Source organism: Alicycliphilus sp. T452 (assembly GCF_054512775.1).
This window is the reverse complement of record NZ_JBTNEH010000007.1, coordinates 13,998-38,506: the sequence shown is the minus strand read 5'-3', so window position 1 is coordinate 38,506 and position 24,509 is coordinate 13,998. Positions and strand designations below refer to the sequence as shown.

Here is a 24,509-nt window from a genome sequence, read left to right as displayed (position 1 = left end):
AGAGCGAACGATGATCCGCGACCCTGAAACCCTGGAAGCCCTGCTCGACAGCGTGCGCCGCTTCGTGCGCGAGCGCCTGGTGCCGGCCGAAAACGAAGTGGCCGAGACCGACGAGATCCCCGAATCCATCGTGCAGGAGATGCGCGAGCTTGGCCTGTTCGGCATGACCGTTCCCGAGCGCTTCGGCGGCCTGGAGCTGACCATGGAGGAGGAATCCCGTGTGCTCTTCGAGCTGTGCCAGACCGCGCCCGCGTTCCGCTCGGTGATCGGCACCACGGTGGGCATTGGCTCGCAGGGCATCCTGATGGACGGCACGCCCGAACAGCAGGCCCAGTGGCTGCCCAAGCTGGCCACGGGCGAGGTCATCGCCTCGTTCGCGCTCACCGAGCCCGAGGCGGGGTCGGATGCCGCCTCGCTGCGCACCACGGCCATACGGGACGGCGACCATTACGTGGTCAACGGTACCAAGCGCTTCATCACCAACGCGCCGCACGCCGGCATGTTCACGCTGATGGCGCGCACCAATCCGCAGGACAAGGGCGCGGGCGGAGTGTCCTCCTTCATCGTCGATGCCAAGTCACCCGGCATCAGTTTCGGCAAGTACGACAAGAAGATGGGCCAGCGCGGGGCCCACACCTGCGACGTGATCTTCGACAACGTCCGGGTACCGGCCGCCAACCTGATCGGCCTGCAGGAGGGGCGCGGCTTCAAGACGGCGATGAAAGTGCTGGAGAAGGGCCGCATCCACATCGCCGCCGTGGCCGTGGGCGTGGCCCAGCGCATCCTGCGCGACGCGCTGGCCTACGCGCTGGAGCGCAAGCAGTTCGGCCAGGCCATTTGCGACTTCCAGCTGGTGCAGGCCATGCTGGCCGACAGCCAGGCCGAGCTGTACGCCGCCGAGTGCATGACCATCGACGCCGCGCGCCGGCGCGACGATGGGCAGAACGTGTCCACCGAGGCCTCGTGCGCCAAGATGTTCGCCACCGAGATGTGCGGCCGCGTGGCCGACCGCGCGGTGCAGATCCTGGGCGGCGCCGGCTACATGGCCGAGTACGGCATCGAGCGCTTCTACCGCGACGTGCGCCTGTTCCGCCTGTACGAGGGCACGACGCAGATCCAGCAGATCATCATCGCGCGCAACATGGTGCGCGCGGCGCGCGGCGCATGAGCGAAGCGCCGGGCCGTCCCAAGCAAGCGAACGCCCCCTTGGGGGGCAGCGAAGGACACGCTGTGCCGAGCGTGGGGGCGCAAGGCATGAGCGAAGCGCAGGTGCCGCCCGACCGCAGCGCCTTCATGCGCCTGATCGGCGCGGCCCAGGTGCCGGCTCCGCCCGGCAAGGTGCACGTGCGCCTGCCGCAGATGCGCGAGGAACTGCTCAACCAGCTGCCCGCCGCGCATGGCGGCGTGCTCATGGCCCTGCTGGACTCGGTGATGTCGCGTGCCGCGGGCGAGTTGCCCGGCGCGCCCTCGCGGACTGCCGTGACGGTGGAGATGAGCAGCCGCTTCCACCGCCCCGCACGCGGCGCGCTGCTGGCCGAGGGCTGGGTGGTGCATACCACGCGCAGCCTGTGCAGCTGCACGGCCCAGCTGCTGGACGAGCAGGGGCGTCTGGTGGCCAGCGCCAGCGGCACCTTCAAGTACTGGCTGGCGCCAACCACGCTGGATGCGGCGGAGTAGTTCCGTCAGCCGGCGCCAGGATTGAGTCCCCGCGCTCACGGCATGGGCACGGCGAGCTGCGGGAGCACCCGGGCCATCTGGCCCTGCATCACCTGGATGATCTCGCCCACGCGGGTGCGGGGCAGGCGCGCGCGCGGCGCCACGATGCTCACCGCCGCGTTGCCGCATGAGCCCATGCGGAACTGAAGGCCCACGCCTGCCATGCCGGTGGCGGTGACGTGCGAGAACCCGACGGACCGGGTCTGCGCGACCCAGCGCTGCAGCTTGGCCAGGCCCACCTCATGCATGCGGTATTCCGCCTCGTTGCGCTGGAAGTGCTCTGCCAGCTCGTGTGCGTCGAGCGTGGCCAGCAGCGCGATGCTGGCCACCCCCAGGCCCATCAGCCGGGTGGCGCCGACGTTCAGCGCGAACGAGCGCACAGGGCGCCCGCTCTCCTCCAGGTGGACGCAATGGCTGTGGTCGCCCGAGCGCAGCACCAGAAAAACGCTCTCGTCGGTCAGCCGGGCCATCGCCTTCATGGCCGGCCGGCACAGATCCACCAGCGGTGAGCGCACCATGCCCGCCGCGCCCAGGGCGAGCGCTTCGATGCCCAGGTGATACAGGCGCGTGCGTGCATCCCGGGCCACCAGCCCCTGCCGCTCCAGGCTGGACGCGATGCGCCAGGCCGTGGTGCGGTCCAGCCCCATGCCTTCGACCAGTTCGCGCAGGGCCACGCCATGTTCGTGGCGCGCCGCGATGCGCCGCAGCATGGCGGCTGCGCGGTCGATGCTCTGGGTGCCCGAGGTGGATGGCGAGGATGACATGTGCATATTATGAGCACATGAGCACTTGGTGTTTGCGACGCGTTCCGGCTTGAAATTCAATGCATATGTGCGACCCATCCGGTAGAAGGGGGGCGCCACACCGTCAACCCAGGAGACATTCACATGCATTCATCCCTTCCACGCCGGCGCCTGCTCTCGCTCTTGGCCGCAGGCGCCACACTGCCAGGCTGGAGCCTGGCCTTTGCGGCCGACTTCCCGGCCCGGCCGATCACCCTCATCGTGCCCTTTCCCGCCGGCGGCGCCACCGACTCGCTGGTGCGCACCATCGCCGACCTCGCGGGCCGGGAACTCGGCCAGCCCCTGGTGATCGAGAACAAGCCCGGCGCGGCGGGGGTGCTCGGCGCCAACCAGCTCGTGCGCGCGGCGCCCGACGGCTACACGCTGTCCATCCTGCCGGAGTCGGTATTCCGCGTGCCGCACCTGCAAAAAGTCCAATACGATCCGCTGCGCGACTTCACCTACGTCATCCACCTGTCCGGTTACGCGCTGGGCATCGCTACCCTGGCCGGCTCGCCCTGGCGCAGCTGGAAGGCCGTGGTGGCCGAGGCCAAAAAGAGGCCGGGCCAGATCAGCTATGGCACGACCGGCGTGAACGGCACCATGCACGTCACGGTCGAGGAGATGGCGCAACGCGAGGGCATCAAGCTCAACCACGTGCCCTACAAGGGCGAGGCGGAAATCATCTCCGCCCTCATGGGCGGACATATCGACCTGGCCGTCACCGCGGGCTCCATCGCCCCCATGGCGGAAGCCGGCAAGGCTCGCGTGCTGGTCGTGTGGACGGAAAAGCGCGTTCCGCGCTGGCCGGACGTGCCCACCCTGCGCGAGATCGGCCTGGACATGGTGGCCAACTCGCCCTTTGGCGTGGCCGGCCCCAAGGGCATGCCGCCGGCCGTGGTCAAGACGCTGCACGACGCCTTCCACAAGGCGCTGCTCAGCCCCGGCACGCAAAAGCGGCTGGAAGAGCTGAACCAGGAGAGCGCCTACCTCGACAGCAAGGCCTACACGGCGTTCGCGCATGAGCGCTTCGAGCTGTCGCGCAAGCAGGTCGAGCGCATGGGCACGGTGCCAAACCAATGAGCGGGGCCGACATGCATTACCGATCGGTGTTCCGTCCTGGTCTCTTCGAGGGGCAGGTGGTGGTCGTCACGGGCGGCGGCAGCGGCATCGGCCGCTGCACGGCGCATGAGCTGGCCAGCCTGGGCGCCCGCCTGGCCCTGATCGGCCGCACGCCCGAGAAGCTGGAGGCGGTGCGGCAGGAGATCGGCCAGGCGGTGCCGCAGGCCGAAGGCCGTATCAGCATCCACGCCTGCGACATCCGCGAGGAAGCGGCGGTGCGCAGCGCCGTGCGCGACGTGCTGGCGTTCCATGGGCGCATCGACGGGCTCTTCAACAACGCGGGCGGCCAGTATCCATCGCACCTGCGCAACATCACCCAGAAGGGCTGGGAGGCGGTGGTGCGCAACAACCTGACCGGCGGCTTCCTGATGGCGCGCGAGTGCTTCACGCAATGGCTGGAGGCGCATGGCGGGGCCATCGTCAACATCATTGCCGACATGTGGAACGGCATGCCGGGCATGGGCCACTCGGGCGCGGCGCGCGCGGGCATGCTCAACCTGACCGAAACGGCGGCCTGCGAGTGGGCTGCCAGCGGCGTACGCGTGAATGCGGTGGCGCCGGGCTGGATCGCTTCCAGCGGGCTCGACACCTACCCCGACGAGATGAAAGCCCGCATCCGGCTGCTGGCGCGCAAGGTGCCGTTGCAGCGCCTGGGCAACGAGGCCGAGGTGTCCGCGGCGGTGGTCTTCCTGCTCAGCGAGGCGGCCGCCTTCATCACCGGCAGCACGCTGCGCGTCGACGGCGGCGTGCCCAATGCCAAGCACACCTGGGCCCTGCCCGAACACGGCCGGTCGCAACCCTACGAGGGCTTCGCGTTGTCGCGCACGCCGGATTTCCTGACCTCACACTGAGTCGCTGCCCATGCTGCAAGCCCCCAACCCACGCTACTACAGCGCCGACCACGAAGCCTTCCGTCGCAGCGTGCGGCGCTTCTTCGACACCGAGGTCGCGCCCCATGCCGATGCCTGGGACGAGGCCGGCGAATTCCCGCGCGCTCTCTACCGCAAGGCGGCCGACGCCGGGCTGCTGCAGGTCGGATTCCCTGAGGCCTACGGTGGCGTCGAGTGCGATGCCTTCTATCGCCTGATTCTCTGCGAAGAGCGCGCCTGGGGCGGCTCGGGCGGCGTGGCCTCGGGCCTGTTCTCGCACACGATCGGTGCGCCGCACATCGCGAACGCCGGCAGCGAGGCGCTCAAGGCACGCGTGCTGCCCAGCGTGCTGGCTGGCGAGAAGATCGCCGCGCTGGCCATCACCGAGCCCGGCGGTGGCTCCGACGTGGCCCACTTGACGACGACGGCGCGCCGCGACGGCGAGCACTACGTCGTCAACGGCAGCAAGATCTTCATCACCTCCGGCATGCGAGCCGACTACTTCACGGTGGCCGTGCGCACCGGCGGCGCCGGCGCCGGCGGCGTGTCGCTGCTGTTGATCGAAGGCGACACGCCGGGCATCACGCGCAGCCCGCTGCGCAAGATGGGCTGGTGGGCATCCGACACTGCCGAGATCGGCTTCACGGATTGCCGCGTCCCGGTGGGCAACCTGATCGGCGAGGAGGGGCGCGGCTTCGCGGTCATCATGCGCAACTTCAACCACGAGCGCCTGGCGCTGTCGGCCGCGGCCTGCGGTTATGCCCAGGTCTGCCTGCACGATGCCGTGGCCTGGGCACGCGAGCGGCGCACCTTTGGCGCGCCGCTGTCCGAGCGGCAGGTGATACGCCACAAGCTGGTGGACATGGCTACCCGCATCGAAGCCACCCGCGCCATGCTGGACGACCTGGCTGCCCGGCTGGACGATGGCCAGTCGCCCGCCGCCCAGATCGCCATGGCCAAGAACTTCGCCACGCAGACCTTCCAGTTCTGCGCCGACCAGGCGGTCCAGATCCTGGGGGGCATGGGCTTCATGCGCGGCACCCGCGTGGAACGCCTGTACCGCGAGGTCAAGGTCATGATGATCGGCGGCGGGTCCGAGGAGGTCATGAAGGACCTCATCGCCAAGCGCATCGGCATCTGACCGGGCCCTGCCCTCCCACCGATTGCACACCATGCCGCGCCAAAAGACCCCCTGCGCCAACCCCGAATCGGCGTGCCCAACCCCAAGACTTCATCCATGACTCCGTTTCAGACACGCATCCATCCTGCCTCCGAAGGCTTCCAATCCCAGCGCGCCGGCATGCTGGCGCTGGTCGACGAGCTGCATGCGCTCGAGCAGCGCGCGCAGCAGCTGTCCGCGCGTGCCGCGGGGAGTTTCGAGCGCCGCGGCGCGCTGCTGCCGCGCGAGCGCATGGCGCGGCTGCTCGACCCGGGCCGTCCCTTCCTGCCCATCGCCAACCTCGCGGGCTACGGCATGGACAACCCCGACCTGGACGCCTGCGTGCCCGGCGGCTCGCAGATCGCCGGCATCGGCTTCGTCAGCGGCGTGCGCTGCATGGTGGTGGCCACCGACTCGGGCATCGACGCCGGCGCGCTGACCGAGGCCGGCAACCAGAAGCTGATGCGCTGCCAGGAGCTGGCGCTGGAGAACCGCCTGCCCTTCGTGCACCTGGTGGAGTCGGCCGGCTCCAACCTGCGCAAGTACCGGGTGGACAAGTTCATCCGCGGCGGCGGCATGTTCTACAACTTGGCGCGCCTGTCGGCAGCCGGGCTGCCGGTGGTGACGGTGGTGCATGGCTCCTCCACCGCCGGTGGCGCCTACATGCCGGGCCTGTCGGACTACGTGGTGATGGTGCGCGGCCAGGCCAAGGCCTTCCTGGCCGGCCCGCCGCTGCTCAAGGCCGCCACCGGCGAGATCGCCACCGACGAGGAGCTTGGCGGCACCGACATGCACGCCAGCGTGAGCGGCCTGGCCGAATACGTGGCCGAGGACGACGCGCACGCCATCGCCCTGGCGCGCGACATCCTGGCCAACCTGGACTGGAACGCCGCCGCGCACGCGCTGGCGCCCACCTTCCAGCCGCCGCGGCTGGTCCCGGACGAACTGGCCGGCGTGATGGTGCTGGAGCACAGGAAGCCGGTGGACATGCGCGAGGTCATTGCCCGCCTGGTGGATGATTCGTGCTGGATGGACTTCAAGCCCGACTACGGCGCCGCCACCGTCTGCGGCCACGGGCGCATCGAGGGGCATGCCGTGGGCTTCATCAGCAACAACGGCCCCATCGACCCGGCCGGCGCCACCAAGGCGGCCCAGTTCATCCAGCTGTGCAGCCAGTCGGGCACGCCGCTCGTGTTCCTGCAGAACACCACCGGCTTCATCGTCGGCCGCGCCTCGGAGGAGGCCGGCATGATCAAGCACGGCAGCAAGCTGATCCAGGCGCTGGCCAACGCACAGGTGCCTCAGATCACGATCTACTGCGGAGCCTCCTTCGGCGCCGGCAACTACGGCATGTGCGGGCGCGCCTTCCGGCCGAATTTCTGCTTCTCATGGCCGAATGCGCGCACCGCCGTGATGGGCGGCGAGCAGGCCGCCACCACGCTGGAAATCGTGGCGCGCCGCCAGGCCGAGCGCAAGGGCGCGCCCGTGGACGAGGCGCGCCTGGCCGCGCAGAAGGCCGAAATCATCGCCCACTTCGAAAGCCAGTCCAGCGCCTTCTACACCAGCGGCCACCTGCTGGACGACGGCGTGATCGACCCGCGCGACACCCGCGAGGTGCTGGCCTTCGTGCTGGCCACCGTGCGCGAGGCCGCGCAGCGCCGCCCGCACGCCGTGCAGTTCGGCGTGGCCCGCTTCTAGGGCCTGCCCCTAACCCAATTCTCAAGGAGACACCCATGCTTTACACCCAGGAACACCACGAGCTGATGGCCAGCATCCGCCGCTTCATCGCGGCGGAGATCGATCCCTTCATCGACGAATGGGAAGCCAACGAGATCTTTCCGGCCCACGAGCTGTTCAAGAAGATGGGCAACCTCGGCTTTCTCGGCATCACCAAGCCCGAGGCCTATGGCGGCATGGGGCTCGATTTTTCCTACGCCCTGGCCGCGGCCGAGGCCATCGGCTCGGCGAGGGCACAGGGCGTGGGCATGGGCATCGGCGTGCAGTCGAACATGGCCACGCCGGCGCTCGCCGCCTTCGGCTCGGACGAGCTCAAGCGCGAGTTCCTCGCGCCGGCCATCGCCGGCGACGTGGTGGTTTCCATCGGCGTCTCCGAACAGGGCGCGGGCTCGGACGTGTCCTCGCTCAAGACCCGCGCGCGCCGCGACGGCGACGACTACGTCATCAGCGGCAGCAAGATGTGGATCACCAACGGCACGCAGGCCGACTGGATCTGCCTGCTGTGCAACACCTCCGATGGCCCGGTGCACAAGAACAAGTCGCTGATCATCGTGCCGCTCAAGGAGAACGGAAAGCGCGCCAAGGGCGTGGAGGTGCAGAAGATCAAGAAGTTCGGCATGTGGTCGTCCGACACCGCGCAGATCTTCTTCGACGAGGTGCGCGTGCCGGTGCGCCACCGCATCGGCGAGGAAGGCATGGGCTTCATCTACCAGATGAAGCAGTTCCAGGAAGAGCGCCTGGACGGCGCGGCGCGGCGCCTGGCCAGCATCGAGCTGATCAACGAGACCGCGGACTACCTGCGCCAGCGCATCGCCTTCGGCAGGCCGCTCCTGGACAACCAGTTCATCCAGTACAAGCTGGCCGAACTCAAGACCGAGCTGGAGGCGCTGCGCTCGCTCACCTACCGCGCCACGCTGGCCTACATCAACGGCGAGGACGTGATCGAGCTCGCGTCCATGGCCAAGCTCAAGGCCGGCCGCCTGGGCCGCGAGATCGCCGACTGGTGCATGCAGTTCCAGGGCGGCATGGGCTACACCTGGGACAACCGCGTCTCGCGCGCCTACCGCGACTACCGCCTGGGCTCCATCGGCGGCGGCGCCGACGAGGTGATGATGATGGTCATTGCGCGCAAGATGGGCCTGATGGAGATGGGGTCATGAACGCATCGCCGCGCCGCACCTGGCTCGCCGGCATGCTCGCCGTGCTGTGCGCGCCGCGCCTGGCGCGGGCCGCCGACTTCCTGAGCCAGCCCGTCACGCTGATCGTGCCGTATTCCGCCGGCGGCGCCACCGATGTGCTGGTGCGCGCCATTGCCGAGGCCGCGGCCAAGGTGCTGGGCCAGCGCATAGTGGTGGAAAACCGACCCGGCGCCGCAGGCGTGCTGGGCGCCAACACGGTGATGCGCGCGGTGCCCGATGGCCATACGCTGACCATCATGCCCGAGGCCACCTTCCGCATGCCCTACCTGCAGAAGACGGCCTTCGACCCGCTCAAGGACTTCACCTACGTCGCGCGCCTGTTCGGCTACCTGCTCGGCGCGGCCGTGCGCGCCGATGCGCCCTGGAAGACCTGGGGCGACTTCGTGGCCGATGCGCGCAGGCGCCCCGGCGCCATCAGCTACGGCAGCACGGGCGTGAACGGCACCATCCACGTGACGATGGAAGACATCTGCCAGCGCCTGGGCATCAAGCTCAACCACGTCCCCTACAAGGGCGAGAGCGAAATCATCGCCGCGCTGATGGGCGGCCACCTGGACATGGGGATCACGGCAGCCTCCATCGGCACCTTCGTGGACGGCGGCAAGGCGCGCTGGCTGGTGCTGTGGCTCAACCAGCGCTCCAGGCGCTGGCCCGACGTGCCCACGCTGCGCGACGTGGGCATCGACATGGACGCCACCTCGCCCGTGGGCGTGGCCGGTCCGCGCGGCATGGATGCGAAGGTGGTGCGGCAGCTCAGCGCCGCCTTCCGCGCAGCGCTCGAAGACCCTGCCGTGCGCGCCACCCTTGAGCGGCTCGACCAGGAGGCCGCCTATCTCGATAGCGCCGCCTACGACGCCTTCGCGCGCGAGCACCACGCCACGCAGGGCCAGCTCGTGAAGCGCCTGGGCCTGACCAGTACACCTTGAACCGCAACGCATCTCCACCATGAACGACACCCCAGCCCTGCTGCTGCGCCGCGAACACGACGTGCTGTTCGCCACGCTCAACCGTCCCGAAACACGCAACGCGCTCGCGCCCGAAGTGGTGGCCGCGCTCATGCAGGCCGTGGCCCAGGCCGAGTCCGACGCCGCCGTGCGCGCCCTGGTGCTGCGCGGCGCGGGCGGCTTCTTCTGTGCCGGCGGCAACGTCGGCAACTTCCAGGCGCGTCTCGATGCCGATGCGGCCGGCGAAGACCCCGTGGCCGCGCGCAACCGCGAGTTCGGCCGCTTCATGCAGCGCCTGGCCGCGCTGCCCGTGCCGGTCATCGCCGTCGTCGAGGGCGCGGCCATGGGCGGCGGCATGGGCCTGGCCTGCGCGGCCGACCTGGTGCTGGCCACGCAGGACGCGAAGTTCGCGCTCAGCGAGACCTCGCTGGGCATCATTCCGGCGCAGATCGCGCCCTTCGTCGCCGCGCGGCTGGGACGGCGCGCGGCGCTGCGGCTGGGCCTGTTCGGCGAGCGCGTGGCCGGCGGTGCGGCGCAGGCGCTGGGCCTGGTGGACGAGCTGGCCGCCGATGGCGCCGGGCTCGATGCCCTGCTGGCCCAGTGGCTGACGCGCCTGTGCGCCTGCGCCCCGGGCGCCAACCGCGCCCTCAAGCCCCTGCTGCGCCGCTGCGGCCGGGAAGACGACGGCGCGCTGCTCGACGATGCCGCGCGCCTGTTCGCCGCCTGCATGCGCCACGAAGGCGCCGAAGGCATCGCCGCCTTCCGTGCCAAACGGCCGGCCGCCTGGCGCCGCGAATTCACCGCCGATGCCGTGCGCCCCTGAGGAGACCCGTTCCATGACACCCCAAAAACAGATCCGTCCCTTCCACACCGTGCTCGTCGCCAACCGCGGCGAGATCGCCATCCGCATCATGCGCAGTGCCAGCCGCCTGGGCTACGGCACCGTGGCGGTGTACTCCGAAGCCGATCGCGACAGCCCCCACGTGCGCGCCGCCGACCGGGCGGTGTGCATCGGCGGCGCCGCGCCGCGCGAGAGCTACCTGAACATCGAGGCCATCGTTGCCGCCGCCCGCGCGGCCGGCGCCGACGCCATCCACCCGGGCTACGGCTTCCTGGCCGAGAACGAGGACTTCGCCGATGCGGTGGACGCCGCCGGCCTGGTGTTCATCGGCCCCGCGGGCGAGGCGATCCGCGCCATGGGCAACAAGGCCCAGGCCAAGCGGCTGGTGATCGCGGCGGGCATGCCCTGCATTCCCGGCTACCAGGGCGAGGACCAGAGCGAGGCCGCCTTCCTCCGGGCGGCGGCGGACATCGGCTTTCCGGTGATGGTGAAGGCCGCCGCCGGCGGCGGCGGGCGCGGCATGCGGCTGGTGCAGGACGCGGCAGCCCTGGCGCCGGCCCTGGCCTCGGCGCGCTCGGAGGCCGAGGTCGCCTTCGGCAGCGGCGAGCTGATCCTGGAGCGGGCCGTGGTCGCGCCCCGGCACGTGGAGATCCAGGTGCTGGCCGACAGCCACGGCAATGTCATCCACCTGGGCGAGCGCGACTGCTCGGTGCAGCGGCGCCACCAGAAGGTGATCGAGGAAGCGCCTTCGCCCGCCGTCGATGCCGCCCTGCGCGAGCGCATGGGCGAGGCGGCGGTGCAGGCGGCCAGGGCCATCGGCTACATCGGCGCGGGCACCATGGAATTCCTGCTCGACCGCGAGGGGCGCTTCTACTTCATGGAGATGAACACCCGGCTGCAGGTGGAGCATGCGGTGACCGAGGCCATCACCGGCCTGGACCTGGTGGAGTGGCAGCTGCGCGTGGCCGCGGGCGAGCCGCTGGCGCTGGCGCAGCAGGACGTGCGGCTCGATGGCCACGCCATCGAGGTGCGGCTGACGGCCGAGGACGTGCCGGCCGGCTTCCTGCCGCAGACCGGCCCGGTGCTGCGCTGGCGCCCGCCGCCGGAAGGCCTGGGCGTGCGCGTGGACCATGGCCTGGCTGAAGGCGGCGCGGTGTCCCCGCACTACGACTCGATGATCGCCAAGCTGGTGGCCCATGGCCGCACGCGCGACGAGGCCCGGCGCAAGCTGCTGCGCGCCGTGCAGCAATGCGTGCTGCTGGGGCTGCCGAGCAACCAGGGCTTCCTGGCCGACTGCCTGGCGGACCCGGTGTTCGCTCAAGGAGCAGCGGTGCACACCGGCTTCGTGCAGGAGCGCTTCGGCCCGCGCCTGGCCGAGCGGGCGCAGCCGCCGGCGCGCACCCTGGCGCTGGCCGCCTTCGCGGCGCTGGCGCTCGCCATGCCGCAGCAGGGTGGCCGCATCCGCCCCTCCACGCTGGGCCGGCAGGCGGCACGCATCAGCCTGGCGCAAGGCCAGGCGCGCTGGGACATGAGGCTCGCGGCCGACGATGCCGGCTGGCAGCTGTTGATGCCGGGCGAACCCGCCGCGCCTCCCTTCGCCCTGCGCGACGCCGCCTGGGACGACGATGCGTGCAGCACGCTGCGCGTGGAATGCGACGGTGTCAGCGAGCGCATCGTCGTCGCCTGCCAGGACGACATGCTGCAGATCTTTCACGCAGGCCGCGCCTGGAGCTTCGAGCGCGTGAGCGAGCGCAAGGGCCGCAGCGCCGAGTGCGGAGACGGCGCGGTGACGGCGCCGCTCACCGGCCGCATCGCCGACGTGGCCGTGCGCCAGGGGGACACGGTGCAGGCCGGCCAGCGGCTGCTGGTGCTGGAGGCCATGAAGATGGAGCACACGCTCACCGCCCCGCTGTCCGGCGTGGTCGTCGAGCTCTGTGCACAGGCCGGCGGCCAGTCCGCCAAGGGCGCGCTGCTGCTGCGCATCGAGGTTGTGGCATGAAGACGATCCGTATCGGCGGCGCCAGCGGCTTCTGGGGCGACTCGGCCATCGCCACCCCGCAGCTGCTGCAGGTTCCCGGCCTGCAGTACCTGGTCTACGACTACCTGGCCGAGACCACGATGTCGATCCTGGCGCGCGCCCGCGCCAAGGACGCATCGCTCGGCTACGCGACCGACTTCGTCCACGCCGCCATGGCGCCGAATCTGCGCGCCATCTGCGAGCGGGGCGTGCGCGTGATCGCCAACGCCGGCGGCCTGAACCCGCAGGCCTGCCGCGACGCGCTCGCGGCGGTGGCCGCGCAGCAGGGGCTGGCGCCGCGCATCGCCGTGGTGACGGGCGATGACGTCATGCCGCAGTTCGAGCAGCTGCGTGCCGCCGGCCTGCGCGACCTGCACACGGGCGAGGCGCCGCCGGCCGAGCTGTACTCGGCCAATGCCTACGTGGGCGCGCGCGGCATCGCCCAGGCCCTGGCCCTGGGCGCCGACATCGTCATCACCGGCCGCTGCGTGGACAGCGCCGTGGTGGTGGGCGCGCTGGCCCACGAATTCGGCTGGCGCTGGGACGACTGGGACCGCATCGCCGCCGGCACCCTGGCCGGCCACGTGGTCGAGTGCGGCGCGCAGGCCACGGGCGGCCTGTTCACCGACTGGCAGCAGGTGCCCGGCTGGGCCGACATGGGCTACCCGGTGATCGACTGCGCGCCGGACGGCAGCTTCGTGCTCTCCAAGCCCGAGGGTACGGGCGGCCTGATCCACCCGGGCGCGGTGTCCGAGCAGGTGCTGTACGAAGTGGGCGACCCGGCCAACTACCTGATGCCTGACGTGACCTGCGACTTCCGCCAGGTGCAGGTGCAGGCGCTGGACGCCGGCCACGTGCACGTGAGCGGCGCGCGCGGGCGCCCGCCTACCGATAGCTACAAGGCCAACGGCACCTGGCGCGACGGCTACCAGCTGCAGCTGATGATGGCCATCCGCGGCATCGACGCGCCCGCCAAGGCACGCAAGACCGCCGACGCGCTGCTGGAGCGCACCCGCGCCCAGCTGCGCCAGCGCGGCCTGGCCGACTACAGCGCGACCTGCGTCGAGCTGCTGGGCTGCGAGGCGCTGTACGGCCCCCATGCCAGGGCGCTGCCCACGCGCGAGGTGGTGCTGCGCATCGGAGCGCGCCATGCGGACCCGAAGGCGCTGGCCTTCCTGCAGCGCGAATGCGCCTCGGCCGGCACCTCCATGGGGCCGGGCACGCGCTCGTCCTTCGCCGGGCGCGCCGACGTGCAGCCGGTGATCAAGGTGTTCTCGTTCCTGGTGTCCAAGGACCAGGTGGCGCTGCAGGTGGCGCTGGGCGAACGGGCCGAGCCCGTGGCCCTGCCCGCCGCCGCGCCCGCCGTGGCCGCTGCACCCCTGCCCGCGCCGCCCGATGCCGCGCCCGCCGTGGACGACGGCATCGATGTGCCCCTGGTGGCATTGGCCTGGGCGCGCAGCGGCGACAAGGGCGACGACGAGAACATCGGCGTGATCGCGCGGCGGCCCGAGTTTTTGCCGCTGCTGCGCGCGCAGCTCACGCCCGAGCGCGTGAAAACCTGGTTCGTGCACCTGGTGCGCGGCGAGGTCGAGCGCTTCGAGGTGCCCGGCCTGCATGCGCTGAACCTGGTGCTGCACCAGGCGCTGGCCGGCGGCGGCGTCGCCAGCCTGCGTTCCGACCCGCTGGGCAAGTCCTTCGCGCAGATGCTGCTGGACCTGCCCGTGCGCGTGCCCCGGCGCTGGGCCGATGACGGCCTGCTGGCGCCCCACCACTTCCCTTCCCTCTGACAACCAACTCCAGGAGACAAACCATGCCATCGATGATCCGCCGTTGCCTGTGCGCCGCCGGCCTGGGCGCGCTTGCGCTCGCCACCATGCCCGCGTGGGCGCAGGACAACTACCCCTCCAAGCCCATCCGCGTGGTGGTGCCCTACACGCCGGGCGGCGTGTCCGACACCGTCACCCGCCTGGTAATGCAAAAGCTCAGCGACCGGCTCAAGACGCCGGTGATCGTGGACAACCAGGGCGGCGCCAACGGGCAGATCGGCTCGGCCATGGTCACGCGCTCCGCGCCCGACGGCTACACGCTGCTGGTCGTGGTGGCGGCGCATGCCATCAACCCCAGCCTGTACACGAAGATGACGTATGCGCCGCTCACCGACCTGCGCGGCGTCAGCGAGTTCGGCGCCATTCCGCTGCTGATGGTGTCCAGCGCCGCGCTGCCGCCCAAGACTCTGAAGGAGTTCGTGGCCTGGGCCAAGGCCAACCCGGACAGGGCGACATTCGCCTCCAGCGGCACGGGCTCGGGTGCGCAGCTGTCGGCCGAGCTCTTCGCCCAGACCGCCGGTGTCGGCATGACGCACGTGCCCTACAAGGGCATGGCGCCGGCGCTGCCGGACCTGTTCTCGGGCCAGGTGGCCATGGCCTTCGACTCGGTGCAGACCATGATGCCCCATGTGCGCTCCGGCAAGCTGCATGCGCTGGCCATGACCAGCGCCAAGCGCTGGCCCGCCGCGCCGGAGGTGCCGACCATGGCCGAGCAGGGCTACCCCAGCCTCACGGGCGGCAGCTGGATCGGCCTGCTGGCACCCGCCAAGGTGCCGAACGACATCGTGCGCAAGCTGTCGTCCGAGATGCAGAAGGTGATCGACTCGCCCGAGATCCACGCCAAGCTGATCGAGTACGGCATCGACCCGGTGGGCGGCACGCCCGAGCAGTTCGACACCTTCATCCACGCCGAGGCCAAGCGCTGGGCGGAGGTGGTGAAGAAGGCCAACATCCACCTGGAGTGAGCACGCCATGGCTTCCATCCTCGAAGGCGTGAAGGTACTGGACCTGACGCGCGTCATCGCCGGCCCGCTGTGCACGCAGATCCTGGCGGACATGGGCGCCACGGTCTACAAGATCGAGAAACCCGGCGAGGGCGACGACACACGGCGCATGGGCCCCTTCCTGCCCGATGCCGATACCGGCAAGGACAGCAACGACTCGGCCCTGTACCTGGCCTACAACCGGGGCAAGCACTCCGTCACCCTGGACATCGCCACGCCCGAGGGCGCCGAGCTGGCCCGCCGGCTGGCGGCGCGCTGCGACGTGGTGGTGGAGAACTACAAGGTCGGTTCGCTCGCCAAGTACGGCCTGGACGAGGCCAGCATCCGCGCGCTGCGGCCCGACATCGTGTACTGCTCGGTCACCGGCTTCGGCCAGGACGGCCCCTATGCGGCACGCCCGGCCTACGACTTCATCCTGCAGGGCCTGGCCGGCGTGATGAGCACCTGCGGCCAGCCCGACGGCGCGCCCGGCGCCGGCGCCATGCGCACCGCCATCCCGATCGCCGACGTCGTCACCGGCCTGTACGCCGCCATCGGCGTGCTCGGCGCGCTGCACCACCGGCGCGCCACGGGCGAGGGCCAGCACATCGACGCGGCGATGCTGGACGCCTCGGTGGCGCTGAACGGCCACCTGGCGCTGGGCTACCTGATGACGGGCAAGGTGCCGGCGCGCGTGGGCAACACCAACCCCATCGCCTCGCCCTCGGAGGTGTTCGACTGCGCCGACGGCCAGCTCATCGTCGCCGTCGGCAACAACGGCCAGTTCCAGGCCCTGTGCGGCGTGCTGGGCTGTCCGCAGCTGGCGCAGGACGAGCGCTTTCGCACCAATGCCCTGCGCGTGGCCCACCGCGCCGAGCTGCGCGAACTGCTGGCGCCGATGCTGCACGGGCGCGCGCGCCCCGGGCTGCTGGCTGCCTTCGAGCAGGCCGGTGTGCCCTGCGGGCCGATCAACGACATGGCGCAGGTGTTCGAGGACCCCCAGACGCGCCACCGCGAGCTCGCCTTCACCCTGCCCCACAGCCGCGGTGCCGAGGTGCCCAGCCTGCGCAACCCCATCCGCTACTCGGCCACGCCCATGCGCTACAGCGCGGCGCCGATGCTGGGCGAGGACAGCGAGGAGGTCCTGGCGCAGGTGCTGGGCCTGTCTGCGGGCGAGCTGGCCGGGCTGCGCGAGCGCGCCATCATTTAAGGCCACGCGGGCGCACGACTTCACGGACCAGCGGGTACGCAAGGGCGGCGAGATCGACGACGCCGAACGCTCGAAGAACCGCAACGAGTCCAGGGTGCGCCCGCGTTGAGCATCTTCGCCCTGGTCAAGCGGCTGTGGGCTTCACCAAGGTGCTGCTGCCTGCGCAAGAACGCTACGCGCTCGTTCATGGCCCTGGGCTTGGCCGGCATCTACTTGGCACGCCAGCGGCTCATGGCATGAGTGCGCCTGCGATGCGCGGCTGCAAGGCTGTCCCTATGCAGACCTCAGTCGCGCTGCTGCGACCACTGCTTGTCGCTTCGTGCAACCTGCCAGCGGCAGATCGCTGAATCCGAATACCTCACCTGTTCGTTCGTCCGTTGAGCGGCGAGTCGTGCAACTTTTCTCGGCGGCTGCGGAGTGCTTGGCAACCAATCGGGAGCATTCCATGGGCAAGCGTTGCCTGGTGCTGCCCGACCAAGGTCACCCGCCGAGGATCGCGACGGTTGACATCGGAAATGCACCGACCATCGCATCCAGCCCCCTTGACCGAGTACCATTCCAATTGTAGGATACTCAGTAGTATCTTGAATTGGACTGATCGGTCAGGAGATTCCGATGTCGGTGGCGAGACGCATCCCCGTAGATGAAGAAGCGCTGCGCGGGCAGCGTATGGCTTCGCGGCTGACGATCGATCAGTGTGCTTGCGCTTCGCTGGCGACTGCTCGGAATCGTTGTTCTTCAGGCGCGGATGGGAGATGCCATCGAAGGAGCCTGATCTCGTCACAGCTTGCCTGACCGTCATACCTATGCAAACCGATACTCAACACTATCTGGACGCAATACAACGCTACGCTGCCGATTTGGTGGCCATACGGCGTGACATCCACCATCACCCGGAACTGGGTTTTGCAGAAGACCGCACCAGCGATCTGGTGGCCGAAAGGCTCGAGGCCTGGGGCTTTCAGGTTGAACGCGGTATCGGGAAGACCGGCCTCGTTGGCCGGTTGCGGTGCGGCGACGGGCCCAAGCGCCTGGGCCTGCGTGCAGACATGGACGCACTGCCGATCGAAGAGCGCACCAGCGTGCCGCACAGCAGCTGCCATCCTGGCGTCATGCATGCCTGTGGGCACGACGGGCACACGGCCATGCTGCTGGGAGCGGCCCGGTACCTGGCGCAAACGCGCAGGTTCAACGGCACTTTGAATCTGATCTTCCAGCCTGCCGAAGAGAACTTCGGTGGCGCCAGGCGCATGCTCGACGAGGGGCTGTTCGAGCGCTATCCCTGCGATTCGGTGTTTGCCATGCACAACATGCCCGGATACCCAACGGGGAAACTGGTGTTCCGTGACGGAGCCATGATGGCGTCCTCCGACTACGTCACCGTCACGGTAACCGGCGTCGGCGGACACGGCAGCTCGCCGCACCATGGCCGGGACCCGGTGGTGGCGGCAGCATCAATCGTGATGGCACTGCAAACGCTCGTGTCGCGCAACGTCAATCCGTTTGACCTGGGCGTGGTCACGGTGGGGGCCATCCACGGCGGCGCTGCAAGCAACGTGATCCCCGAAAAGGTCACGCTTGAGATCAGCGTGCGCGCCATGTCTGCCGAGGTGCGCGCGCTGCTGGAACAGCGGATCAAGGAACTGATCGACGGCCAGTCCCGCAGCTTTGGCGTGCAGGCCGAGGTGGAATACCGGCGAGGCTACCCGGTGCTGGTCAATACCCCCCGGGAAACGCAGTTCGCGCGCGAGACGGCGCTGGCACTGCTCGGCCCCGACGAGGTGATCGAACAGGGTGCGGGCCGGTCCGGCAGCGAGGACTTCGCCTACATGCTCGAGGAATGCCCAGGCTGCTATCTGTTCATCGGCAACGGCACAGGAAAGAGCACCCCGATGCTGCACAACCCGCGCTATGACTTCAACGATGAGGTGCTGGTGCGCGGTGCGGCTTACTGGGCCTGCCTGACCGAGCGATTCCTGGCCTGAATACAGCCACTCCCCTTTTCGATTCGAAGATTCCGGAACTCAGAAGGACCTTTATGCTGCGCCTCTACAAACCCAAGCATCTCCTTTGTTTCATGGCCGGCCTGACCTTGGCCTGTGCAGCGTTCGGAGCCGATGCGTATCCGAGCAAGCCTGTGACGATACTGGTGCCCTACCCGGCAGGAGGGCTCTCCGACGTCGTGGCGCGGATCGTAGCCAAGCCGCTGGGCGACCGACTGGGGCAACCGGTGGTGGTGGAGAACAGCGGCGGGGCCGCGGGCGCCATTGGCGTGCAGAAAGTGCTGGCCTCGCCGGCGGACGGCTACTACGTGCTGCAGGGCTCGCCGAGCTCGCTGGTGCTTTCGCCCTTGGTCAATCCGGCAATCAAGTACAAGAGCGATGACCTGCGCATGCTGCAGGTTGTCGTTGAATCGGACTTCCTGCTCGTCGCGCGCCAGGACCTGCCCGTCACGACGGCGGACGATCTCGCTGCACTGGCACGCGCCAACGGGGTGAAGCAGCCACTCAGCTACGGCAGCATCGGGACGGGTTCGTTCCATCACCTGATCGGCAACCGCTTCTCCAAGGTCATCGGCGCCCAGACGGTTCACGTGCCCTACAAGGGCATCACGCCGCTCATGCAGGATTTGATCGGCCAGCGCGTGGACTTTGCCATGCTGCCTTACAGCAAGAGCCTGGCAGAGTTCGCGGCGCAGCGGCAGGTGAAGATTCTCGGGTCCCTGTCCAAGGAGCGCATCCCGGCGCTACAGCCGATCCCAAGCGTCAACGAAGGAAAGGTCCTCAAGGATTTCAACTTCTCGATCTGGAGCGCATACTTCGTCAGGAAGGACACGCCGGAGCCAGTCGTGAAAAAGCTCCATCTGGCGATCTCCGAAGTCCTGCATGCGCCCAGCGTCCGTGAAAGCCTCGAGGCGCAGGGACAGAAGGTGCCCAGGCTGCTGTCGAGTGCGGAGGCCGAAAAGTTCTACCAGGAGAGTTTTGTGCAGTTCCGTGCGTTGGCCAAGGAAATTGCGCTGAAGGAATAGGCCCGGCCCAGACTGCCGAGTCGCAGGGCCTTTCAGCGGCCTGCTCAAGAGCGTCATGCGCTCGTTTGTAGCCCTGAACCTGGCCGACATCTACCTGGCACGCCGGCGTCTCATGGCATGAGTGCGTCTGCAATGCGCGCCAGGTGCGTTCGCTATAAGCTCTTTTTTCAGGAGCGCATCACTCCAGCCGCAGCCGCCCCTGCGCATCCGCCACCAGCAGCTCCACCAGCTCCTGCGCGAAGCTGGGCAGTGCCTCCAGGCTGCGCACGCAGATCTGCATCTCGCGCACCGACCAGGCGTCGGACAGCGGCACAATGGCGATGTCCATCGCGTGCGCATGGCGGCTGGCGGCCGATTCGGGCAGTACGCCCACGCCCACGCCAGCCTCGATCATGCGGCAGGCGGTCTCGAAGTTGCCGACCTGGATGCGCTGCTTGATCGGGCGGTGCAGCTGGTCGCTGGCCTGGCGCAGGAAGGCGTGGATGGCGGTGGCCTCGTGCAGCCCCACGTGGTCCAGCTCCAGCGTATCGGCGAAGTCGATCTGCATCTGGCCGGCCAGCGCGTGGCCGCGCGGCACCACCAGCACCAGGCGGTCGCGGTGGTAGGGCAGGGTCTCCAGGTTCTCGGTGCGCACCAGGCCGGCGACGATGCCGATGTCGGTCTGCCCCTCGGTCACGGCGCGCACGATGTCGTGTGACGAGCGCTCGCGCAGGTCGATGTTCACGTCCGGGTTGCGGCGCAGGAAGTGGCGCAGCACGGGCGGCAAAAATTCGCCCAGCGAGGTGGTATTGGCGAACACCCGCACATGGCCCTTGATGCCGCGCACGTACTCCTGCATGTCGCCGCGCAGGTGCTCGATCTGGCCCAGCACCATGCGCGCATGCGTCACGAAGGCCTGGCCCGGCGGCGTCAGCGTCACGCCCTGGCTGGTGCGGTACAGCAGCTTGGTGCCTATGCTCTCCTCCAGGTTCTTGATGCGCGTGCTGGCGGCGGGCAGGGAGATGAAGGACAGCTCGGCGCCGCGCGTCATGCTGTTGGCGTCGGCGATGTGCACCATCAGGCGCAGGTCCACAAGATCGAAATGCATGGCCATGGCGGCATTGTAGAAAGTGCGGCCTGCGCGCCGTGCGCATGAACGTCAGCTTTCACAAAAGCAAAGCCATGGCGGCGGGCTGCGCCTTACCATCGCGCCTTCGCCCTTCCAACACCATCAGTCCATGACCCACTCCGACCCATCCACCCCCGCCGGCGCCCTGAGCCACCTGCGCGTGCTCGATCTGTCGCGCGTGCTGGCCGGCCCCTGGTGCACGCAGAACCTGGCCGACCTGGGCGCCGACGTGATCAAGATCGAAAAACCCGGCGACGGCGACGACACGCGCCACTGGGGCCCGCCCTTCTTCCCGGATGCGGACGACAAACCCACCGACAACGCCTGCTACTTCGCCGCCTGCAACCGCAACAAGCGCTCCGTGACCGTGGACATGGCCACGCCCGAGGGCCAGGAGCTGATCCGCGAGCTGGCCCGGCAGAGCGACGTGGTGGTGGAGAACTTCAAGACCGGGGGCCTCAAGCGCTACGGCCTGGACTATGCAAGCCTGTCGGCGCTGAACCCGCGCCTGATCTACTGCTCGGTCACCGGTTTCGGCCACACCGGCCCCTACGCGCCGCGCGCCGGCTACGACCTGCTGATCCAGGCCATGAGCGGGCTGATGAGCATCACCGGCCGCGCCGACGGCGAGCCCGGCGGCGGCCCGATGCGCGTGGGCGTGGCGGTGATCGACCTGTTTACCGGCATGTACGCCACCACCGCCATACTGGGCGCGCTCGAGGCGCGCCACCGCACGGGCCGCGGCCAGCACATCGACATGGCGCTGCTGGACGTGGCCATGGCCGTGCTGGCCAACCAGGGCGCGGGTTTCCTGAATGCCGGCAACGTCCCCCAGCGCCAGGGCAACACCCATCCCAGCGTGGTGCCGTACCAGGACTTTCCCACGCAGGACGGCAACATGCTCCTGGCGATCGGCAACGACGGCCAGTTCGCGCGCTTCTGCGACGCCGCCGGCGTGGACTGGGCGAGCGACGAGCGCTTCACCCTGAACGCCGGCCGCGTCATCCACCGCGAGGCGCTGATCCCGATGATGGCCGCGCTCACGCGCACGCGCAGCACGGCCGACTGGGTTGCGCTGCTGGAGGACAAGGCCGTGCCCTGCGGCCCCATCAACCACATCGGCCAGGCCTTCGACGACGAGCAGGTGCGCGCGCGCGGCCTGCGTATCGAGCAGGACCGCTACCCGGGCGCCCAGCCGCCCGCCGGCGAGGCCGTCAACCGCGTGGTGACCACGGCCAGCCCGCTGCGCCTGTCCGATACCCCCGTGACCCTGCGCCATGCCCCGCCGGCCCTGGGCCAGCACACGGACGAGGTGCTGCGTGAGCGCCTGGGTCTGGATGCGGCGCGGCTGCAGGAGCTGCGCGCCAAGGGCGTGCTTTGATCTGGTCGAAAAAGAGGGGCCTTGCCATGGGCTCCGTATTCAGTTCGGTTGCGCTCCCGAGAGCTTGACCACCTTGGCCCATTTCTCGTTTTCCGACTTGACGTAGGCGAGGAACTCGTCGGGCTGCGAGGTGCGGATGGTTACGCCGCGTTCTTCGAGCTTGCTGCGCACCTGGGGAGCGTGCACGCTGGCCACGATGGCCTTGTGCAGGCTGTCCAGGATGGGCTTGGGCAGCCCGGCGGGCGCCATCACGCCCACCCAGGCATCGACGACCATCTCGGGCAGGCCGGATTCCACGGCAGTCGGCACGTCGGGCAGCTGCTTGACGCGCTCGCGCGACGTGATGGCCAGCGGACGGAGCTTGCCGGCCTGCACCAGCCCCAGCGCCGAGGGCAGGTTGTCGAACATCACGTCGATCTGCCCGCCGACGAGGTCGGTCAGCGCCGGGCCGCTGCCCTTGTAGGGTACGTGCAAGAGGTCCACGCCGGTGAGGATCTTGAAATACTCCCCGGTGAGGTGCGGCGACGTGCCCGAGCCCGGCGAGCCGAAGTTCAGGGGCCGGGACATCTTCTTCGCGTAGCCTATCCATTCGCCCAGCGTCTTGACGGGCGTCGCCGGATTCACCAGCACCAGATTGGTGTAGTAGCCGATCTGGCTGATCATGGCGAAGTCCTTGACGTGATCGAACGGCAGGTTTTTCTGCAGCACGGGGTTGATGCCGTGGGTGGCCAGGGTGCCCAGAAAAATGGTGTAGCCGTCCGGCGCGGAGCTCGCGACGAACTGCGACGCGATGTTGCCGCCCGCACCGGGCTTGTTCTCCACGACGATGGGCTGCTTGAGCTCCTCGGCCATCTGGGCGGCAACTATGCGTGTGACCAGGTCCGTGGAGCCGCCCGGCGGGAAACCCACGATGAACTTGATGGGCTTGGAAGGGTAGCTCTGCGCGTGCGCGGGGCTGCCCGCCAGCAGGCCGGTGGCTATCGTGGCCAGTGCTGCCTGGACGAATGTTCGCTTGTTCATGCTGTCATCTCCTTGTAGTGGTCGTTGGGGACGGCTCAGGGCCGGCTGAATTTCTGTATCAGCTCGTCCCTGAGCTGGCGCTTTTGCACCTTGCCCAGGGAGTTGCGGGGGAGCTGCGCCATGATGTGGATGGCCTTGGGCGTGCGCACCGCGCCCAGCTTCTCGCGCGCGTGCTCGCGCAGCGCCTCGGCCGTCACGTGGCGCCCTTGCTTGAGCTCCACCGCCGCTTCGACGCGCTCGCCCCAATGGGCGTCAGGGATGCCGAACACGACGCTTTCGGCAACGTCGTCGTGCTGTGCAAGCGCATCCTCCACGTCCGAGGGGTAGACGTTGAACCCGCCGGAGATGACGACGTCCTTGGAGCGGCCCTTGATGAACAGATAGCCCCTGTCGTCCAGGTATCCCACGTCGCCGGTGCGCAGCCAGCCCCCGGACATGGCAGCCTCGGTTTCGGCGGGCATGTCCAGGTAGCCGCTCATCAGCAGGTCGCCCCGGGCCACGATCTCACCCAGCTCATGCGGCGCGCAGAGCTGGTTGCCCTGGCCCATGACGGCCAGCTGCATGAGCGGCCCGGCACGGCCCGCGCTGCCCAGGTTGGCGTCGATAGCGCTGGCTCGGCCCGGCATCCCGGCGATGATGGTGGGCGCCTCGGTCAAGCCATAGGTCACGCCCACCACGGGGCCCAACAGGGCTCGGGCCTGGTGTAGCCTCTCCAGCGTGGCGCCCGCACCGCCGTAGAGCAGGTTGCGCAGCCTGGCAAGCGGCCTGGGGCGGCTCGCCTGCCGGTCCAGCAGCTGGTAGAGCAGCGTTGGCGGCATCCACGCGCACGTGACCTCAAGGCGGCTCATGGCATCGAGCAGCGGGTCTGCCTTGGCGCCGTCCATGATCACCAGGCAGCCGCCTGCCGCCAGGACGGGCACGACGAACGTGCCGGCACCATGCGTCATTGGAGGGTTGATCAGGAAGCGGTCCATCTCCGATAGTTCGTAGACGCGCATGAGCGACGCGATCATGATGTTCAAGCAGCGCGCCGACTGCAGCACGGCCTTGGGCCGCCCGGACGAACCTCCGGTGAACTTCAGCGCGAAGATGTCCTCTCCGCTGGCTTCCTCAATGTCCGGGCTCCGGTCCATGGTGAGCGCCGGCTCGAACAGGGGCGCGTTGTTGGCTTCGTGGCCGATGCGGATGACCGGCACGGCCTGTCCGCTGGCGAGCGCGTCGGCGGAGTCGTCGAGCGCAATCAGATCGGGGCGCGCCACTTCGATCTGCTGGCGCAGTTCGGCTTGCGGGTTCTTCGGTGTCAGCGGGATCAGCATGCCCCGGCATTGGTAGGTGGCGAGGATGCACACCAGCATCGCGATGCTGTTGCGGCTTGCCAGCACCACCCGCGGCCGCCGCCGGCCCGAGAGTTGCTGGAATGCACAGGCCGCCGCATTCACCTGCCGTGCCAGAGCCTCGTAGTCCAGGCGGTGCACGATCCTCCCATCCTCGGCCACTTCGATGGCTGCATCGGCATGCGGGTGGCTGCGGACGGAAGCCCAGAAGAAATCGATCGGTGTCATATGCG

20 protein-coding genes and 1 pseudogene are annotated in these 24,509 nt (G+C 69.1%); 17 read left to right on the top strand and 4 right to left on the bottom strand.

Features of this window, described 5'->3' with window-relative positions; all coding sequences use genetic code 11:
• Positions 1-10 precede the first annotated feature (10 nt).
• Positions 11-1,168, top strand: coding sequence for an acyl-CoA dehydrogenase family protein (locus ACX12L_RS08120; RefSeq protein ID WP_459262168.1), 1,158 nt, complete (start codon positions 11-13; stop codon positions 1,166-1,168).
• Between the two features lie 86 nt (positions 1,169-1,254).
• A complete protein-coding gene (locus tag ACX12L_RS08115; protein ID WP_459262167.1) occupies positions 1,255-1,677 on the top strand; it encodes a PaaI family thioesterase in 423 nt (140 codons plus the stop codon).
• A 35-nt stretch (positions 1,678-1,712) separates the two neighbouring features.
• On the opposite strand, the gene ACX12L_RS08110 is transcribed toward ACX12L_RS08115, so the two are convergent.
• Positions 1,713-2,480, bottom strand: a complete 768-nt coding sequence (locus ACX12L_RS08110) for an IclR family transcriptional regulator (RefSeq protein WP_459262166.1) — start codon at positions 2,478-2,480, stop codon at positions 1,713-1,715.
• A gap of 123 nt (positions 2,481-2,603) precedes the next feature.
• Here ACX12L_RS08110 and ACX12L_RS08105 point away from each other — a divergent pair, with 123 nt between their 5' ends.
• The 14 genes and pseudogenes from ACX12L_RS08105 to ACX12L_RS08040 all read left to right on the top strand — a co-directional run bounded on the left by ACX12L_RS08105 (position 2,604) and on the right by ACX12L_RS08040 (position 19,433).
• On the top strand, positions 2,604-3,581 hold the full coding sequence (locus ACX12L_RS08105; protein ID WP_459262165.1) for a tripartite tricarboxylate transporter substrate binding protein: 978 nt from the start codon (positions 2,604-2,606) through the stop codon (positions 3,579-3,581).
• Positions 3,582-3,592: 11 nt separating this feature from the next.
• The gene (locus ACX12L_RS08100; RefSeq protein WP_459262164.1) at positions 3,593-4,471 is read left to right on the top strand and encodes an SDR family oxidoreductase; all 879 of its coding nucleotides are present in this window, start codon (positions 3,593-3,595) and stop codon (positions 4,469-4,471) included.
• A gap of 10 nt (positions 4,472-4,481) precedes the next feature.
• On the top strand, positions 4,482-5,630 hold the full coding sequence (locus ACX12L_RS08095; RefSeq protein ID WP_459262163.1) for an acyl-CoA dehydrogenase family protein: 1,149 nt from the start codon (positions 4,482-4,484) through the stop codon (positions 5,628-5,630).
• A 96-nt stretch (positions 5,631-5,726) separates the two neighbouring features.
• Positions 5,727-7,346 (top strand): acyl-CoA carboxylase subunit beta, encoded by a 1,620-nt coding sequence (locus ACX12L_RS08090; protein WP_459262162.1) that lies wholly within the window; start codon positions 5,727-5,729, stop codon positions 7,344-7,346.
• A gap of 35 nt (positions 7,347-7,381) precedes the next feature.
• Complete coding sequence (locus ACX12L_RS08085) at positions 7,382-8,545, top strand: acyl-CoA dehydrogenase family protein (protein ID WP_459262161.1); 1,164 nt, start codon at positions 7,382-7,384, stop codon at positions 8,543-8,545.
• A complete protein-coding gene (locus ACX12L_RS08080; protein WP_459262160.1) occupies positions 8,542-9,510 on the top strand; it encodes a tripartite tricarboxylate transporter substrate binding protein in 969 nt (322 codons plus the stop codon). Before ACX12L_RS08085 ends, ACX12L_RS08080 begins: the two co-directional genes overlap by 4 nt.
• A gap of 19 nt (positions 9,511-9,529) precedes the next feature.
• Positions 9,530-10,351: an enoyl-CoA hydratase/isomerase family protein gene (locus tag ACX12L_RS08075; RefSeq protein WP_459262159.1), complete on the top strand. Its 822-nt coding sequence runs from the start codon at positions 9,530-9,532 to the stop codon at positions 10,349-10,351.
• A 13-nt stretch (positions 10,352-10,364) separates the two neighbouring features.
• Positions 10,365-12,368: an acetyl/propionyl/methylcrotonyl-CoA carboxylase subunit alpha gene (locus tag ACX12L_RS08070; RefSeq protein ID WP_459262158.1), complete on the top strand. Its 2,004-nt coding sequence runs from the start codon at positions 10,365-10,367 to the stop codon at positions 12,366-12,368.
• Entirely contained in the window at positions 12,365-14,173 is a 1,809-nt protein-coding gene (locus tag ACX12L_RS08065; RefSeq protein ID WP_459262157.1) for an acyclic terpene utilization AtuA family protein, read from the top strand. Before ACX12L_RS08070 ends, ACX12L_RS08065 begins: the two co-directional genes overlap by 4 nt.
• A gap of 23 nt (positions 14,174-14,196) precedes the next feature.
• On the top strand, positions 14,197-15,177 hold the full coding sequence (locus tag ACX12L_RS08060) for a tripartite tricarboxylate transporter substrate binding protein (RefSeq protein WP_459262156.1): 981 nt from the start codon (positions 14,197-14,199) through the stop codon (positions 15,175-15,177).
• Positions 15,178-15,184: 7 nt separating this feature from the next.
• A complete protein-coding gene (locus tag ACX12L_RS08055) occupies positions 15,185-16,405 on the top strand; it encodes a CaiB/BaiF CoA transferase family protein (protein ID WP_459262155.1) in 1,221 nt (406 codons plus the stop codon).
• Positions 16,404-16,645, top strand: a pseudogene (locus tag ACX12L_RS08050) (IS5/IS1182 family transposase); the annotation flags it as partial. The gene ACX12L_RS08055 and the pseudogene ACX12L_RS08050, both read left to right, overlap by 2 nt.
• 566 nt (positions 16,646-17,211) lie before the next feature.
• Positions 17,212-18,390 (top strand): M20 aminoacylase family protein, encoded by a 1,179-nt coding sequence (locus ACX12L_RS08045; RefSeq protein WP_459262154.1) that lies wholly within the window; start codon positions 17,212-17,214, stop codon positions 18,388-18,390.
• Between the two features lie 53 nt (positions 18,391-18,443).
• A complete protein-coding gene (locus ACX12L_RS08040) occupies positions 18,444-19,433 on the top strand; it encodes a Bug family tripartite tricarboxylate transporter substrate binding protein (protein WP_459262153.1) in 990 nt (329 codons plus the stop codon).
• Positions 19,434-19,611: 178 nt separating this feature from the next.
• Here the strand turns inward: ACX12L_RS08040 and ACX12L_RS08035 are convergent, their stop codons facing one another.
• A complete protein-coding gene (locus tag ACX12L_RS08035; RefSeq protein ID WP_459262152.1) occupies positions 19,612-20,526 on the bottom strand; it encodes a LysR substrate-binding domain-containing protein in 915 nt (304 codons plus the stop codon).
• A 124-nt stretch (positions 20,527-20,650) separates the two neighbouring features.
• On the opposite strand from ACX12L_RS08035, the gene ACX12L_RS08030 reads away from it, so the two are divergent.
• Entirely contained in the window at positions 20,651-21,922 is a 1,272-nt protein-coding gene (locus tag ACX12L_RS08030) for a CaiB/BaiF CoA transferase family protein (protein ID WP_459262151.1), read from the top strand.
• Positions 21,923-21,961: 39 nt separating this feature from the next.
• On the opposite strand, the gene ACX12L_RS08025 is transcribed toward ACX12L_RS08030, so the two are convergent.
• Complete coding sequence (locus ACX12L_RS08025; RefSeq protein WP_459262150.1) at positions 21,962-22,942, bottom strand: Bug family tripartite tricarboxylate transporter substrate binding protein; 981 nt, start codon at positions 22,940-22,942, stop codon at positions 21,962-21,964.
• A gap of 35 nt (positions 22,943-22,977) precedes the next feature.
• On the bottom strand, positions 22,978-24,504 hold the full coding sequence (locus ACX12L_RS08020; RefSeq protein WP_459262149.1) for a class I adenylate-forming enzyme family protein: 1,527 nt from the start codon (positions 24,502-24,504) through the stop codon (positions 22,978-22,980).
• Positions 24,505-24,509: the final 5 nt, after the last annotated feature.